We start from the raw sequence: 15,628 nt of genomic DNA, 5'->3' as shown, positions 1-15,628 counted from the left end.
TCAATGGCGCTATTGAGTTTGACTTGAAGTAAGTTGGCCTGCAGTAACGGGTCTTGCGCTAATCAGAAAGAAATACCTTCCTTTATTGATCAATAAGAAATGAGCGGGCTGTGGTAGTCCCAGTCCGCTCACCGCTCAGCACTCCACTGCTTTCACTTTTACATCACACAAAGGAGGCAACTACTCGCAACCTACAGATTAGAAGTCAGTAGCTCGTCTCGCCTTTATCTTGCTACCGCAAACCTGGGAGTATCCCTTAGCCAAGAGCTGCCCCCGCCGCTTAGCTGGCCTGCTGCTGGGTCAGATCATAAACAGTGACACCATCAACAGTCGTTGCGGTATAGTGCTTGGCCACCCACTGCGAGATTTGTGTGGCGGCGTCGGAACCTCCCATCTGATGGCCACCCATCTCACCAGCTATGTAGTAATGGATCTGCTTATCCCTCACGTACTGCTTGAACTGTTCCAAGCTGGGGTAGGGGTCGGAACCATTGAACCCGCCAATGGCCATAACCGGCTTTTCAGAGGCCAGCTGATAGCCCGCCGCCTGCTGGGATCCTGTCGTGGCAGCAGCCCAGCGATGGGAGTCGGATGACTTTTCCAGCATGGCGACGACCTTGGAACTGGACCGGCCTCCACCAAGCAGACCTCCTCCTCTTATCCTTCCTCCTTCTGATCCACCCTGGAATCCAGATTTGCCCCTGCGCTGTGAACGCATGGAGGGCGCACCCGAAGACCTGGATTCCTCTTGTGGCCCCGAGGAATCCTGGCCCATGGGACCTGGCCCTTGAGAACCCATGCTGGGAGCCTGTTGACTATTCGAACCGCCACCAGGTATCTGGCCCTGCTGATTCATCGGGTCTTGGCCCATTTGATATGAGCCCATGGGACTGCCGTCACCACCAGGCATACCTTGCTGTTGCATATTGCCAGGTGCCATGCCGCCTGCCTGGCCTCCGCCGGGTTGGCCACCACCAGGAGCACCCCCGGGCATACCACCGGGGCCGCCACCCATGCTCCCTGAAGTCAGACTGGGGCCGGCCAGGACGATTGATCCCATGTGTCCTTGGGATACGGTGTACAGCGTCCATGCAGCAGGGCCAGCCATAAGCCCTACGACAGACAGAACGAGCGCTACAAGAGCGAGTCGTCGTATTCGCAACAGTCGATCCAGGGCAAACCCAAGGGCGCCCATGAGACCGATTATGAGAATGGCCCACTTGAGCCAGGGAAGCCATTGGGACCGACCTGCCAGGCTGAAATCCCAAAAGGCCGTGAAGGCGATAAGAATCGGCGTGACGATCCTGGCCCAGAGCTTGTCCCGGGCGATCCACAGACTGAATGCACCGATAGCCACCAGAGCAGCCAGGGCAGGAGCCAGAGCCACGGTGTAGTACTGGTGGAAAATGCCGGCCATAAAACTGAAAACAAGCCAGGTGACGGTCAGCCAACCTCCGAAAGCAATGACGCTGGCCCTGCGCACGTCAGTGCGAACGGCCCTGCCGATAATCAGCAAGCTGATGACAATGCCTGCGAAAGACAAAGGGGCCAGCCAGGAAATCTGCGTGCCGAACTCGCCGCTGAACAGACGATTGAGGCCAGTCTGGCCCCACATGCCACCACCGCGACCGCCACCAGCCGGCATTCCGCCTCCTTTATGGCCATGGCCGGGTATGACGGATCCTTCTTCACTGCCGGTCAGGCGTCCAAAACCGTTGTAGCCAAACGTGAGCTCAAGGAAGGAGTTGCGCTGGGAGCCGCCTATATAAGGTCTGTCGCTGGCTGGCACGATGACCGTCAGCAGCACCCACCAGCCGGCAGCGACGATCATGGAACCAATGGCAGCCAGTGAATCCAGGATGCGACGAACCATGCCTGTAGGCGATGCCAGAAGAAAAGCCAGGGCAAAACCAGGCAGTACGAGCAGCACCTGCAGTTGCTTGGTAAGGAAGCCAAATCCGATCAGAGCACCGGCCAGGACCATCCACCATGTGCGCTTTCGATTGCCAAAAGGATGGTTGACATACTCCAGAGACCTGAGGAGCGCGTGAGTGGCACCAGTCATCAGTAGCACCAGCAAGGCATCGGGGTTGTTGAAGCGGAACATGAGCGCGGCTACCGGAGTGAGCATGAAGATGAAGCCGGTGACAATACCTGCCCAGTTGCCCCAGTACCGACGCACGGTGACATAGAGCAGGTAGGTGGTGGCCACCCCCATCAGCGCTTCCGGCAGGAGGATGGCAAAGGAATTCAGACCAAAGATGCGCACGGAAAGCGCCATCAGCCAGAGGGCTGCCGGCGGCTTGTCCACGGTGATAGCGTTCCCTGAGTCCAGGGATCCCCAGAGAAACGCCTTCCAGCTGACCGAGCCTGCCTGGGCCGCAGCTGAATAAAACTCGTTGGCGTACCCGGAGGCCGTGAGGTTGATGAAGAATATTGCACAGGCTGCAAGCAGCATGACTCCCAGCGCCATCCAATCCCCACGAGTCCGTCGCGGCAGAATATACGCGCGGGAAGCGTGCTCATCAGCAACTGCATCTGCGCTTGTTGATCGTGGTGGATTGAAAGTCCGCGAATGCTGGGAGAAGCCATAGCCGCTGTGAGAAGCCAATGAAGCGTTCATGATAAGTGAAGTTTGCTCTTTCTGTACGAGATTTCGTTTGCTGTCAGCCGCTCAACAAGCGGCAGTCTCTTTGTCTGGATTCTGCATACGTGAATGCGAATTTTGCTCTTCTGCAGGCAAGAGGGATCCGCGCAGCTCATGCTGGCGGATATGATCCCAGACGGCAGGTGAGTCCAGGTCGACGCGAAGCTCCTCGACCGCTCGGGCCTCCATACCCTCCCTGACCCGGTGCATGCCCTCCAGATCCTTCTTTACCGTGTCTGGGATGTCGACAGTCGAGCCGGCATCCTCCACCCAGCGGACTGGAAGCTCCAACATGGTCATCCCGGCCTGCTGGGCACGCACAAGCAGCTCCGTATCGAAGAACCACTCGTCATCCTTCACCTGCGGCAGCAGGACATGTGCAGCCTGGGCAGTAATGGCCTTGAAACCGCACTGGGCATCATGAAAGGAGACGGCCAGATAAGAGCGGAGCATGAGGTTGTAGGTGCGCGAAATGAATTCACGTTTGGGGGAGCGAGTGACCTGAGACTGCGGCATAAGACGCGAGCCAAAGGCGATGTCAGCCCCGCCCTGGAGCAGAGGAAGAATAAGGCTGCCCGTAGAGCCGATATCGGTGGATAGATCCACATCCATATATGCGACGACTGCCGCCCTGGAGCTGAGCCAGGCCTGTTTCAGGGCGTATCCGCGGCCCTTTCTCGCGAGGTGCAAGGCGCGTACCTGATTGGGACACCAGTCACACAGGGACATGGCGATCTGCCAACTGGCATCTGTGCTGGCGTTGTCCGCAATCACGATATTCCAGCTAAAGGGTGTCAGATCTCTGGCATGACGATCCAGAAAACTGCATAAAGTGGAGACGGAGTCTGCCAGCTGGGCCTCCTCATTGTATATGGGAATGACAATATCGGCGTCGACCGCGGCTGGGCTGCCATAGTAGATAGGCGAATCAACCTCACCCTCTCGGATTTGCCTGTTGCCAGAAGAGCGCCTGTCAGGCACATAGGACTGCCCACTAATGTTTCTTTCGAGAATATTCGCTGTGTTCATGACTCATAGTAAACAGCGACTTCTTGGGCTATTCCTCAAACTTATCTTTATAAACTGATTGGACTCCTTAAAAAGAATCATGAGGATTTCTCAATGTTTGCTGATACAACTGCATCAAATAGCCGCAGTGTTCTCGGCTACTACGCAACTGTAGATAGATTGCTGCTCAAAAAAGTACCACGGACAGAGTTACCACTTAGTACTGTTTCAGCGCCTGACGACGGCATCTGTTTGAGGATATTAGTACGAATATGACATACATATTTGGAAATCAAAACCGTGCATTTTAAATAGAGAAGATAGAAGACTTTATTGCCATATGGGCAGCTTCTGCCAGTCGTCCGGGAAGCCCATTGGTTTGAGTGGAATGCCAGGATAGCGATTCATCAGGTCTATGAAGTTTGTACGCCAATGAGTGACGCCCAGTTGCTTCAGGAGGAAGTGTTCCATGGTCAGGAATCCTGCAGGACCTTTCGACTCCGGTCGGCGGAAGGGTTCCCATTCGTTACCCCACCAGTCGGCATCTGCGGGATACAGCTTGGGTTTGATGGGTGTCATCTTCGGGTCTATGCAGTTCCAGAAGCGGTCATGGTGGGCGGTCTTGTTGCGGGCGACACGGATATTCTCGAGCCAACCGCGCAACAATTTCTCATTGCCGACACCGGGCTTGTTCGACATGATTCCCAGTTGCAAGGCCAACCTGCGTTTGATGGCAGGGTCAGCACCCTTGTAGAAGATCTTCTTGAAATCGCCGTAGGACAGGCAATCCACTAACATCCAAATGGGCGGCAGCGGGTCGCGGTAGGTGCTCTTTAAATGCTTAAGCTGTGGCAGCGAAGATCTCTTATAGTCCTTGGCTATGCCGGCAATCGCGCTCTTATGCTCTTCGGTGCTGAGTCCAGGCAGACCGGCAGGCTCAAGGTAACCGAACGGACCCGTTGCTTTGGCAAGTTCAGCAGCCATATAGCTTTTGAGAAAGACCTCGACGCTGACAATGCCATCGAAGACGATGTTACGTAGTTCCTGGTCGAACACGTACCGTTCCCAAATGGGATCCCAAGCAGTCTTCAGAAGAAAGGGCAACTTTCGTTTGCTGCTACCCACCATAGGAGTAAGAAAAGGATACTAGTAGCCCTTGAGGCGATAATAGCCTACCAACTCCAAATGATCCGCAAGGTCCTGCACGCTGATGCCTGTCAACCCGTTATCCAGAAGCAGTCGGGCCAGGTCTGCAGAGTCGCGGTAAGGATGGCTGGGGTATGGGGGCAACTTGGTTGCAGTTGTGAATCCCATGCGCCCTCCGGGTAAAAAAATACCGCCATAGTATGCGTTCCACCCCGAAAGGCAGTAGAGGCAGTGGCGGCTTCTAACAGAACTTACTTTACATCGTGAGGGCGCCGAACGCAAAACTTCAAGACTCGATTGCCGCTCAGAGCTAAGGCCGAGCGTACACGGCACTCAACGAGATGACATCTCGGGCCAGGCCCAGGGCGGTGGATTTGATTATGACCCTTTACCAGACTCCCGCAGTTGCCCTGGGTACGCTCCTTTGTGGTTCTGCACAGAACAACAGGATAGCGGCAACCTCAACCCTGATCGTCCGCCAGGCCGAAGCCAGTCACAAACGTCAACTGGTCCAGGTTGACTACCACGACCTACGTGATTGGACGGAAGAGGATGGCATAGAGGACTTGCGCCTGTATCAGCGCAGGAATGCATCCGCAGAGACCATCAGCACCAAGGGAAGGCGCGGTCGCGTTGCCGGGGACTCTGAGAAAGAAGCTGATGACGGCTTACGCTCAGCTCAATGCCGACCCCGAAGATCTGCTGGCCGATCACGAACTCACAGTCAGCAAATGAAGGGAAACGTGAAGAACAAGCGAGGCGCCGAAGATATGCAAATAGATATCAAAGGCCTGGAAATACAAATAATTCCAAGGCCTAAGACCTTGGAATCGTTGCTATTGGTCGGGCCGGCGGGATTTGAACCCGCGACCCCTTGACCCCCAGTCAAGTGCGCTACCAAACTGCGCTACGGCCCGACGGTGCATCAGCACCGAGTAGAGATAGTAGCACAGCGTCGCAGGACCGACAATGGTTCGGCGAGTCCCGGCAGACAAGTGCAGACAGACCGAGCCCAATGATCAACTTGCTATCATGATTCTTGACGGTCGGCGCAATCCGCGTCGGCCGCAAGTCGTCCCAGCCCGGAAGGGGTTCCATGAGCACAGACGTTTTCGACCTTTCGGCCGCAAAGATGCGCGACAAGGGCATGAGTGAAGTTTCCATCAACCAGTTCAGGCACCTTTACGAAACCTGGGAACGGGTAGATGCCAAAGCCTGCGTGCGCGAAAAGGACATCACCCCGCTCAAGGATGTGCCCCGCACTAAGGACATCCACGACTCCATGGATATGGACATGGCCTTGGATGCATTCTCCCGCACCGCCTTCATCAAGCTCAACGGTGGTCTGGGAACCTCCATGGGTCTGGAAAAGGCCAAGTCCCTGCTGCCCATCCGCCGCCACAAGGCCCGTCGGATGCGCTTTCTGGACATCATCATGGGCCAGGTGCTGACTGCCCGCAAGCGCCTAGGAGTACCCCTGCCGCTGATCTTCATGAATTCCTTCCGCACCTCCCGTGACACCATGCGCGTGGTCAAGCAGGACCGCCGCTTCGTTCAGAATGATGTGCCCATGGAGATCATTCAGCACATCGAACCCAAGATCGATGCCGACACCGGTCGTCCGGTCGACTTCCCGGCCAAGCCCGATCTGGAATGGTGCCCTCCCGGCCACGGCGACATCTTCTCGACCATCTGGGAGACGGGCTTGCTGGACACACTCAAGAAGCAAGGGATCGACTACCTGTTCATCTCCAACTCCGACAACCTGGGCGCCAGGCCTTCAAGGACCCTGGCCGGCTATTTCGCACAGTCCGGAGCGCCCTTCATGATCGAGGTGGCCGAACGGACCGAGGCTGACCGCAAAGGCGGCCACATCGTCATCGACAAGGCCACCGGACACCTCATCCTGCGAGAGATGTCCCAGGTGGATCCGCACGACCGCAGCTCAGCCATGTCCATCCGTAAGCATCCCTATTTCAATACCAACAGCATCTGGGTCAGGGTCGATGCCCTACGCGACAAGCTGGCCGAATATGATGGGGTACTGCCACTGCCCATCATCGAGAACCGGAAGACCGTCGATCCCACCGACCCTTCCACCAGACCCGTGGTGCAACTGGAGACCGCCATGGGTTCCGCCGCCACGCTCTTTGAGGGAGCCATCTGCGTGCAGGTGGACCGCATGCGCTTCCTACCCGTCAAGACCACCGACGACCTGTTCATCATGCGCTCCGACCGTTTCCATCTGACCGACTCCTACGAGATGGAGGATGGCAACTACGATTTCCCCAACGTCCAACTGGACGAACGCTACTACAAGTACATCGCCGACTTCGATGAGCGCTTCCCCTACGGGGTTCCCAGCCTGGCGGCTGCCAACTCTGTCACCATCGAGGGGGACTGGACCTTCGGCAGGGATGTGACCCTGTATGCGGATGCCCATTTGAGCGACCAGGGGCGTTCCTCATACGTTCCCAATGGCCAGTATGTGGGACCCCAGGGTATCGAACCGGACGAGTGGGTCTAAAGCCAGGCGCAAGAGGGTTCAGCCTGTCAAGAAAAGGGACCGTATTTGAGTGTTTGGCTCCCACGTTCCTGAAAATGAATCTATGATAGACAGATGTGCGCTAGGCGCACTAATAGTCAAAATTTTAACGATACGCGAGGACTGATGGCAGAAGGTACGAACGGAAGACGGCGTTTCTCAGATAAGTGGGGCAAACACGAACTCGATGTCCTGGCCGTCTTATCGTCCGCTTTCCCTCAATGGTTGACTTCTCGGCAGATAGCGCAGCGGGTCAAGGCCTATGCCGACTCCTATGGCGAGCTGGCCGATCAGGCCGCCAAGGCCGCCTTCGCCAAACAGTTCCAGCGTGACCGAGCCAAGCTGGCAGCCATGGGGATCGCCATCGAATCCCGCCAGCCCGAGTACTCCTCCAAGTCCGAAGGCCAGGATTTCGCCTCCTACCGCCTGCAACTGGGGGACGAGCCCCGCATCCGTATGCACTTCAACCAGGAGGACATGCCGGTGTTGGCCGCAGCCAACTACCTGGCCCGATCCATCGCCATGTCCCAGGAGGCATGCGAAGAGCCCGTCCGCCCGGCCTCGCGCACCACTCCTCGGGTGCCGCAGGTGCCCATCCCTGGTCTGGGCCTGGATTCCATAGCTCCTGGACTGGGTACCCAGCGCATTCCCGACAATCTGGTCAAGGTCATCGACTCCCGCCGCTTCGCCGCCACCGTGGACGTGGACGGAGAGAATCTGAACGTGGCCTATGCCGACTCGGACGATCTGGCCATGTTCGTCCTGGAACACCCCGATGCCTCCATCGTCAGCCCGCAGGAGGCCGCAGACGCCTTCCGGCGGCGCCTGGATGCAGCCGCCCGTTTCAAGCTGGCCGACGAATCGATAAGCCCCGGAGCGGCAACGGTCATTTCCCCGGAGATCGCTCGCACCAGCGTCGAGCACTTCGCCACCGACCTCAGTGACGACGACACCGACCTCAGACACGCCCGCCGGGCCAGCGCATCCTCCTTCCAGACCGGGTCCGAGGTGGACCGTCGACTGCGGCTCATGCTCTTCCTGTCCGCACACCTGGGCGAGGAGTTCTCCCTGGCCGAACTGGCCGAGCGCTTCATCGGCCACCCCAACAGCAAGGAAGAGCTGCGCAAGTACGTCAACACCATCCACAAGGACATCAACACCCTGACCACGGTCTCGGACGACGGGGAGATGGCCGGCAGCCAGTTCTTCGACATTGACTGGTCCCTGCTGGACGACAGTGGTATCGTCTCGGCTACCAACTCACTGGGACTGGAACGGCTGGCCGGCATTTCGCCCCAGTACCTGAGCATGCTGACCGCCTCGCTCAACTACCTGGCCCACTCGCCCCTGCTGCCCGAGCAGTCCCGCACCCAGGCCGAGTCGCTCTATCAGCGCCTGCGCACGCACGTAGGTCCGGGCGAGACACCCTGGCTCTCCCTGACCGGGTATGAGACCGAGCCCAAGAGCTTCTCTGTCGTTCGCCGAGCCATCAAGACCGAGTCCTTGCTGGACATGGAGTACACGGACGCCGCCGGCCGGACCCGCCGCAAGGTAGTGGCCCCTGCCAAAATCTTCGTGGATGAGGGTGTCTACTATGTCGCCGCCTGGACCGATATCGGCGACGCAGCAGAGGGCACCGAGGCTGCGGACGCGCCCTCGGACTCCAGCCGCCACCTCAAACAGGGCACCGGACGCAACCGGCAGTGGCAGGTTCTGCGAATCGCCAGAATCGAACATGCGACCATCGTCAAGCCCAGCCACAAGGTGGAGTTCCCCGACGTGCCGGTCAGCGAGCTGCGCAAGTGGTCCTTCGACAACGGCACAGCCGCAGTCTTCATCACCGACCGGCCGGATCTGCCCTACATCAAGTCCCTGCCGGGCGCCTCGGTGGAGCCCTGCGGTTCCGGTCAGAAGGTTCACCTGACCGTCTCCTCGGACTCCTGGTTCGTGGCCTTCTGCATCGCCCACGCCAAGCACATCACCGCAGTGGCGCCCAAGACCCTGCGCACCATGATCCTGGCCCGTGCCCAGCGCGAGATCACCATCAGCGACGCTCACGACAAGGAGCAGGACCGGCACTAATCCCGGTCGGAGAGGAGTTCCATGCCTGGATGGATCTGGATCCTTCTGGTGATCTTCATGCTGGCCATGCTGATCGGCGGAGCCGTCTACGCCATCCGTCACGCCATGGCAGCCAGCCGCTCCATAGGGCGGGTCTCGGACGATTTGAACCGCCATATGCCGCAACCTCCGGCGGCGGGGCAGGCCCAGGCAACGGATAGGACTGAGGGCCCGGCCTTCGCCCTGCCCCTGTCACAGTCAACCGAGCGATACAGCCAGGCCCATGCCCTGGTCCTGCAACGCAAGGAGCAGCGCAGGAGGAACCACGGCCGCATCTGGCGGCGGTGGAAGCAGTTCAATAAGTAGTTCTTGGAGGAACATGTCAGGTCATCGTCACCACGGACAGGATTCACCAACATCCGAACCGGGGCCGGCGGAACGCTACGCCCGTTTCAGTCGTCACCGTAAACGAATGACCGGTGCTCCCGCACGTTTTCAGTCCAAGTTGCCCTTCCCACTGGATGACTTCCAGCTGGAGGCGATCACTGCCCTGGAGGACGGCGACAACGTCCTGGTGGCCGCTCCGACCGGCGCCGGCAAGACCATTGTGGCCGACTTCGCGGTATTTTTGGCCCAGGAACAGAACGTCAAGACCTTCTACACCACCCCCATCAAGGCCCTGAGCAACCAGAAATACCATGACCTGGTCGACCGTTACGGGGAGGATCGGGTGGGGCTGCTGACCGGCGACACCTCCATCAACTCCGAGGCGGACATCGTGGTCATGACCACCGAGGTCCTGCGCAACATGCTCTATGAGCAGTCCTCGACCCTGACTGCCCTGAAGTACGTAATCCTGGACGAGGTCCACTATCTGGCCGACCGCTTCCGGGGGCCCGTCTGGGAGGAGGTAATCATCCACCTGCCGGCATCCACCCGCATTGTGGGACTGTCAGCCACCGTGTCCAACGTGGAGGAATTCTCCGACTGGATCTCCTCGGTGCGCGGACGCACCCATCTAGTGGTCTCCGAGCGCAGGCCCGTGCCGCTGGAGCAGCATGTCCTGGTCCAGGCCGACAGACACACCGAGCCAGAGATCCTGGATCTGTATCGGCACGACGGCTCAGGACGGCAGACCCCAAAGATCAACCCGCGTCTGGTCTCCCGTCTGGCCCAGCTGGACAAGGCCGGACAGGAGCGCATCCAGGCCCGCAACAAGGGGCATCACCATCGCCATGGCCGTGGCGGCAGGCCGGAGCGACGGATGGGGGAGAGGTATCGTCCAAGCCGGGCCGACGTGGTCGACGAGCTGGACTTCATGGACATGCTGCCTGGCATCTACTTCATCTTCTCCCGCACCGGCTGCGACCAGGCCGTCCAGCAGTGCCTCCGGGCAGGACTACAGCTGACCACCGACGAAGAGGCCCGCCGCATACGGCACATCGTGGACTCCATGGCGGCCGGCCAGCTCAGCAAGGAGGATCTCAAAGCGCTGGGATTCTCCCAGTTCCGCTTTGCTCTGGAGCAGGGCTTCGCCGCCCATCATGCTGGCGCGGTCACCCTCTTCCGACAGATAGTCGAACATCTGTTCGAACTCGGACTGCTTAAGGTGGTCTTCGCCACCGAGACTTTGGCCCTGGGCATCAACATGCCCGCCCGCTGTGTCGTGGTGGAGAAGTTGGAGAAGTTCGACGGCACCGGCCATGTAGCTCTGACCCCCGGCGAGTTCACCCAGTTGACCGGTCGGGCCGGCCGGCGCGGCATTGATGACATCGGCCATGTAGTAGTGGTCGATCACCGGGACTTCAGTCCCAAGACCATGGCCGCCCTGTCCAGCAGGAGGGTCTACCCGCTGCACTCCAGCTTCCGGCCCACCTTCAACATGGCTGTCAACCTGCTCAACTCATCCAGCTATACGCGTGCTCGGGATACCCTGGACCACTCCTTTGCCCAGTGGGAAGCCAACCGATCAGCTTCGGAGCTGGAGGAACGCATCGAGACTCTGACCAACGGTCTGGAGGACTACCGGAAGGCTGCCCAGTGCAGCCGTGGCGATCTGATCGAGTTCATGCGCATTCGCGCAGCCCTCTCATCAGCCCAGAAGAACGATCGCCGCCGCCTGAAGCGGCAGAGGTTCACCAGTGAAAAAGCCCGCGATCGGGCATTCCGAGATCTTGACCGGCACATCGATCAGCTGCGCGAGCAGGAGCGCAACCATCCCTGTCGCCAGTGCCCGGATCTGCCCAAACACCTGCGCTGGGGGAACCGGTGGATCCGCATGGACAAGGAGCTGCAGCGCACCCGGGAACAGTACGAGTCCAAGACAGGGTCAGTTTCACGCCAGTTCGACAGGATTTGCCAGATTCTGGCCGACCTGCGCTACACACGGCCCGTGGATCCTGACGACTGCCGACTGACCCGGAAAGGGCAGCTGCTTCGGCGCATTTACAGCGAGCAGGATCTGAGCCTTGCCGAGATCCTGGATCGTGGCATCCTCAACGATCTGGAGCCCGCTGAACTTGCAGCGGCCGTCTCCGGGCTGGTCTACGAATCCCGCCGTGGGGTAGGGGAGCAGCCGGGGGAGAGGGCCGGGTATCGAGCTCCCAGGCTGGTTGACGCCATGGAGGATATGAAACGTCAGTGGTCTCAGGTACAGGAGCGCTGCGACCAGGCTGGATTGGAGTTGCCCCCGGAACTCGACTTTGGCTTGGGGCCGACCATCTACGATTGGGCCTGCGGTGACTCGCTGACCACCATCCTGCGTGACAGCGATCTGACGGCGGGGGACTTCGTGCGCAACGCCAAGCGTCTGTCCGATGTGCTCACGCAGATCGTCCAAGTGGAGCCCTATCTAGGCAGGGGAGGGCACCACCTGGCCAGGACTGCCAGCATCGCCGCAGACCAGGTCAATCGCGGCATTGTGGCTTATACAGGCGTGGAGTGAACACGGGCCCAATCCGGGAATAAGTATCAGGTCAACACTGTTCTGTAGCTTGGAGGCAGTGACGGACACGAGTATGGAGGAATCATGGCAGAGCGCAGTCTTCGCGGCATGAGTATTGGGGCGAAGTCCCTGGAATCCGATCAGAATGTGGATTTTGCTGCACGCAGCGAGGTCGCCTATGTCTGCCCCAAGGGCCATCGGACTATCCTGCCCTTGGCTGAAGGCGCTGAGGTGCCGCAGGAGTGGGAGTGCCGCTGCGGGCAGATTGCTCACCTTGAAGGACATGACGAGCAGGAGTCCGGCAAGACCGGCAAACCGACCAGGACCCACTGGGACATGCTGCTGGAGCGCCGGTCGGAAGATGAGCTCAAGGCAGTGCTTGACAAGCGTCTGAAAATGCACCGTGAAGGATGGTTCCCCGACTATGAGTAAATCACCGCGCCGTCTGGTTCTGCTGGATCTGGACGGCACCCTGACCGCCTCGCATCCAGGCATTATCGCCTCCGTAGTGCAAACTTTCAAAGAGCTTGGTCATCCTGTGCCCGATGAAAGCGAGCTTCGCCGATTCATAGGCCCTGCCGTTGAAGTATCCCTGCGCCGCAACGGCATCAGAGAAGAAGACATCGATAAGGGCGTCCAGATTTACCGGCGCTATTACAGCGAGATAGCGGCATTTGATGATCCGGACCATCCTGGACAACACATCCCTGGACGTCTGCTCGCTACGGTCTTTGACGGCATCCCCGAACAGCTGAATCGTATGCATGAGCAAGGTCTGACCTTGGCCGTGGCCACCTGCAAACCCGAGTACCAGGCTCAGCCGGTATGTGACCACTTCGGACTGACGCCACTGGTAGATGGCGTCTATGGCGCCAGCAAGGACTCCACGAGGATCACCAAGGCCCAGGTCATCAGCCACGCTCTGCAACAGCTTGGCTTTGACGATAAAGGCGGCGACCGTGCCCTTATGGTCGGCGACCGCTGGACTGATGCCGATGGTGCGCTGGAAACCGGCCTGGACTGTCTGGGATGCGGCTGGGGCTATGCTGAGCCCGGAGAACTCGAATCTCACGGCTGTTATCGAGTCATCAACCAAGTCGACCAATTGTGCCAGGCTGCCGAGGATTACTTCGCCAACAATCAGAATCAGCACTGAGTCGGCCAGAACTGTATCGTCTCTTTTAGGGTCACCCGAGATCATCCGGGTGACCCTTATAATTTGTGAGTGATGCTATTGCAACCTCACCAAATTGGCCACAACCGAGCAACCATGAAATCAACGGAAAACGCAAAATCGAATCGTGACCTAGTAAGCCGATAATGTACGTTATGTCAAATCACTTATTGTTTTTCTCCCCTCTTTCGGCTTCCAACGCGACAATCATGCAGCCCGCTGACGCTGCTCGTGCTGCTGCTCCAGGCGTTGACGCAGATGCATAGCCGTCAGCTCGTCGATAGGGCGCTCAGGCAGACCCGGGGTCAGCTGTCCGGTAGTCAAATCCACATGATCACAGGTCTGCAGCTCAAGATCCATGCGATGCCAGATAGCACCCACAGAGATGGCAAAAACGGCACGCCCGGACTGCATCAGCGCAAAGACCTGATCAGGTCCTGAACATTCGGTGACCTGATCACCATCGCAGACCACCGTTACATGCTCGAGTTGACCAACAGTTCGACGCTCGAGATAGTTCACCGTATTCGTGGCATTGACCAAATTGACACCGGCATCCAAGAGACGCTTGAGGACAGCCAGGATAACCACATCCTTGAAGGAGTAGAGCCTGCGGGAGCCTGACCCGTGTGAGGCTTTGATTGACGGCTCTACAATCCTTTTGCGAGCCCAATAATCCAGCTGCCGATAGGTGATGCCGGCCACCTTGGCCGCGACCGTTCCCCGGTAGCCCCGGGTCGTGCCCTCAGCCTGCTCAGGAGAAAAGAGTTCACCCTGTACCAGCGTCGGCATCTGACCGGCCATGTCATGCCCCCTGTCAGTTCTTGGCGATGACTGCCCGATTATCGAAGTAGACCAACCTGAACTTGCCGATCATGATCTCGTCGCCATTGTGCAGGTCGGCCTGGTCCACGCGTTCGCGGTTGACATAGGTGCCGTTGAGGCTGCCAGTATCCTCGACCCGAAAACCATGGTCAGTCCGCACGAATATGGCGTGCGCCCGGGAGACTGTGGAATCGTCCAACAGAATGTCCGCCTTCGGATCACGACCCACGCTGACCTGATCCTCGTCCAACAGATAGCGCGATCCTGACACCGCTCCCCTGGTAGAGATCAGCAGGGCTGTACCCTCAGGCAATCGAGCCATGGTCTCCAAGTCGTCCTTGGTCAGTGGACGGTCACCGTTGGAGGTGACTGGAATGTTCAGGGCCGGCATGCCGATGATGGTCGTCTCGCCCGCAGTGGGAATAGGATCTGTCATAATTGCCTATTCTACAGGCTTTGCATACTGGTAGTCCTGCACGCGTCGAACCTGGTCGATTCTGACACTATTCGACTGCTCCACGGATACGGTCGCATGGAACTGCACCTTGATCCGCGAACCCACTCCCCCGGCGATCTGGACGGCATTCTGCAGGCTGTCCGGATCCCCAATTGCTTTGACAACGTAGGGGCTGCGCAGCTTGGCGTGGTCACATTGCAGGCCGGTGCGGGTGTCCAACAGATAAGTACTGGTAACCACCCGGACATCATTGAAGGATATGACTTCGGCGCCGGCGTTGCGCAGCTCTTCGATCAGATTGAACATGGTAGAAGCATCCACCCGATCACTGTCTTCGGTGACTGTCACCACCACTCCCCTGCCTTGTGCAGGCAGACGTCCGGCCAGGATACCGCTGCTCTGCTCATTCTGCTGGGCTATGCGGGCGGCTTCCTTTTGCTTGTCGGCGGCGGACTTGATGGAGGTCAGCTGCTGGTTGAGCTGGCTCTTGCGCTCCTCCAGCTTGTCGACCTGGTTGCTGGTCTCATCCAGCACCCGTACCAGCTCCTCCTCGGACAGACTCTGGTAGGAGGACTGGTTATTATGCACCTGGACCGCATAACCAAAGCCCAACAGGGCGCACATCAGGGCCACCAGGACGCTGGTAACCAGCCTGACCCTGGTGGCGTTGGAATTAAGGGTGCGCAGAGGCCGACGGCGAACCACCGGAAAAGCACCGGTCTGCGTGTCGTCGGCCGGAGCCCTGACCCGTCCAGGCCTCCTAGGCGGAATGCTCTTGGGCATTCCCTCATCGCGCTTCTTCCTCAGGGTGTGTCTCATAT

The 15,628-nt window shown here is 58.7% G+C and carries 13 protein-coding genes and 1 tRNA gene; 6 read left to right on the top strand and 8 right to left on the bottom strand.

Going from position 1 to position 15,628, the window contains the following annotated elements; translation table 11 throughout:
* Positions 1-280: 280 nt before the first annotated feature.
* From LPC22_RS06485 to LPC22_RS06465, 5 genes are all read right to left on the bottom strand, one after another.
* A complete protein-coding gene (locus tag LPC22_RS06485; RefSeq protein ID WP_229133198.1) occupies positions 281-2,473 on the bottom strand; it encodes an ArnT family glycosyltransferase in 2,193 nt (730 codons plus the stop codon).
* A 201-nt stretch (positions 2,474-2,674) separates the two neighbouring features.
* Positions 2,675-3,676, bottom strand: coding sequence for a dolichyl-phosphate beta-glucosyltransferase (locus LPC22_RS06480; RefSeq protein WP_229133197.1), 1,002 nt, complete (start codon positions 3,674-3,676; stop codon positions 2,675-2,677).
* Between the two features lie 309 nt (positions 3,677-3,985).
* Positions 3,986-4,783 (bottom strand): Abi family protein, encoded by a 798-nt coding sequence (locus tag LPC22_RS06475; protein ID WP_284143469.1) that lies wholly within the window; start codon positions 4,781-4,783, stop codon positions 3,986-3,988.
* Between the two features lie 18 nt (positions 4,784-4,801).
* Complete coding sequence (locus LPC22_RS06470; protein WP_229133195.1) at positions 4,802-4,969, bottom strand: hypothetical protein; 168 nt, start codon at positions 4,967-4,969, stop codon at positions 4,802-4,804.
* Between the two features lie 672 nt (positions 4,970-5,641).
* Positions 5,642-5,718 (bottom strand) — tRNA-Pro (locus tag LPC22_RS06465).
* A 179-nt stretch (positions 5,719-5,897) separates the two neighbouring features.
* Here LPC22_RS06465 and LPC22_RS06460 point away from each other — a divergent pair.
* From LPC22_RS06460 to LPC22_RS06435, 6 genes are all read left to right on the top strand, one after another.
* The gene (locus tag LPC22_RS06460; protein ID WP_229133194.1) at positions 5,898-7,328 is read left to right on the top strand and encodes a UTP--glucose-1-phosphate uridylyltransferase; all 1,431 of its coding nucleotides are present in this window, start codon (positions 5,898-5,900) and stop codon (positions 7,326-7,328) included.
* A 144-nt stretch (positions 7,329-7,472) separates the two neighbouring features.
* Positions 7,473-9,428 carry a helix-turn-helix transcriptional regulator gene (locus LPC22_RS06455; RefSeq protein ID WP_024627703.1) on the top strand — a complete coding sequence of 652 codons (1,956 nt, stop codon included), beginning with the start codon at positions 7,473-7,475 and terminating at the stop codon, positions 9,426-9,428.
* 21 nt (positions 9,429-9,449) lie between these two features.
* Positions 9,450-9,773, top strand: a complete 324-nt coding sequence (locus tag LPC22_RS06450; RefSeq protein WP_229133193.1) for a hypothetical protein — start codon at positions 9,450-9,452, stop codon at positions 9,771-9,773.
* 13 nt (positions 9,774-9,786) lie between these two features.
* Positions 9,787-12,351 carry a DEAD/DEAH box helicase gene (locus LPC22_RS06445; RefSeq protein WP_229133192.1) on the top strand — a complete coding sequence of 855 codons (2,565 nt, stop codon included), beginning with the start codon at positions 9,787-9,789 and terminating at the stop codon, positions 12,349-12,351.
* A gap of 84 nt (positions 12,352-12,435) precedes the next feature.
* Positions 12,436-12,783, top strand: coding sequence for an RNA polymerase-binding protein RbpA (locus tag LPC22_RS06440; protein ID WP_024627700.1), 348 nt, complete (start codon positions 12,436-12,438; stop codon positions 12,781-12,783).
* Positions 12,776-13,507, top strand: a complete 732-nt coding sequence (locus LPC22_RS06435; protein ID WP_229133191.1) for an HAD hydrolase-like protein — start codon at positions 12,776-12,778, stop codon at positions 13,505-13,507. The genes LPC22_RS06440 and LPC22_RS06435 overlap by 8 nt, the downstream gene beginning before the upstream one ends.
* A 225-nt stretch (positions 13,508-13,732) precedes the next feature.
* On the opposite strand, the gene LPC22_RS06430 is transcribed toward LPC22_RS06435, so the two are convergent.
* The 3 genes from LPC22_RS06430 to LPC22_RS06420 are packed head-to-tail and all read right to left on the bottom strand — an operon-like array spanning position 13,733 to position 15,626.
* Positions 13,733-14,329 carry a MerR family transcriptional regulator gene (locus LPC22_RS06430; protein WP_373312912.1) on the bottom strand — a complete coding sequence of 199 codons (597 nt, stop codon included), beginning with the start codon at positions 14,327-14,329 and terminating at the stop codon, positions 13,733-13,735.
* 13 nt (positions 14,330-14,342) lie between these two features.
* A complete protein-coding gene (locus LPC22_RS06425) occupies positions 14,343-14,786 on the bottom strand; it encodes an FHA domain-containing protein (protein WP_024627697.1) in 444 nt (147 codons plus the stop codon).
* Between the two features lie 6 nt (positions 14,787-14,792).
* Positions 14,793-15,626: a DUF881 domain-containing protein gene (locus LPC22_RS06420; RefSeq protein ID WP_024627696.1), complete on the bottom strand. Its 834-nt coding sequence runs from the start codon at positions 15,624-15,626 to the stop codon at positions 14,793-14,795.
* Positions 15,627-15,628 lie beyond the last annotated feature (2 nt).

This window comes from Bifidobacterium mizhiense, assembly GCF_020884755.1.
Lineage (GTDB): Bacteria > Actinomycetota > Actinomycetes > Actinomycetales > Bifidobacteriaceae > Bombiscardovia > Bombiscardovia mizhiensis.
Note: the sequence above shows the minus strand (reverse complement) of the source record. Positions and strands in the feature narration are given on the sequence as shown.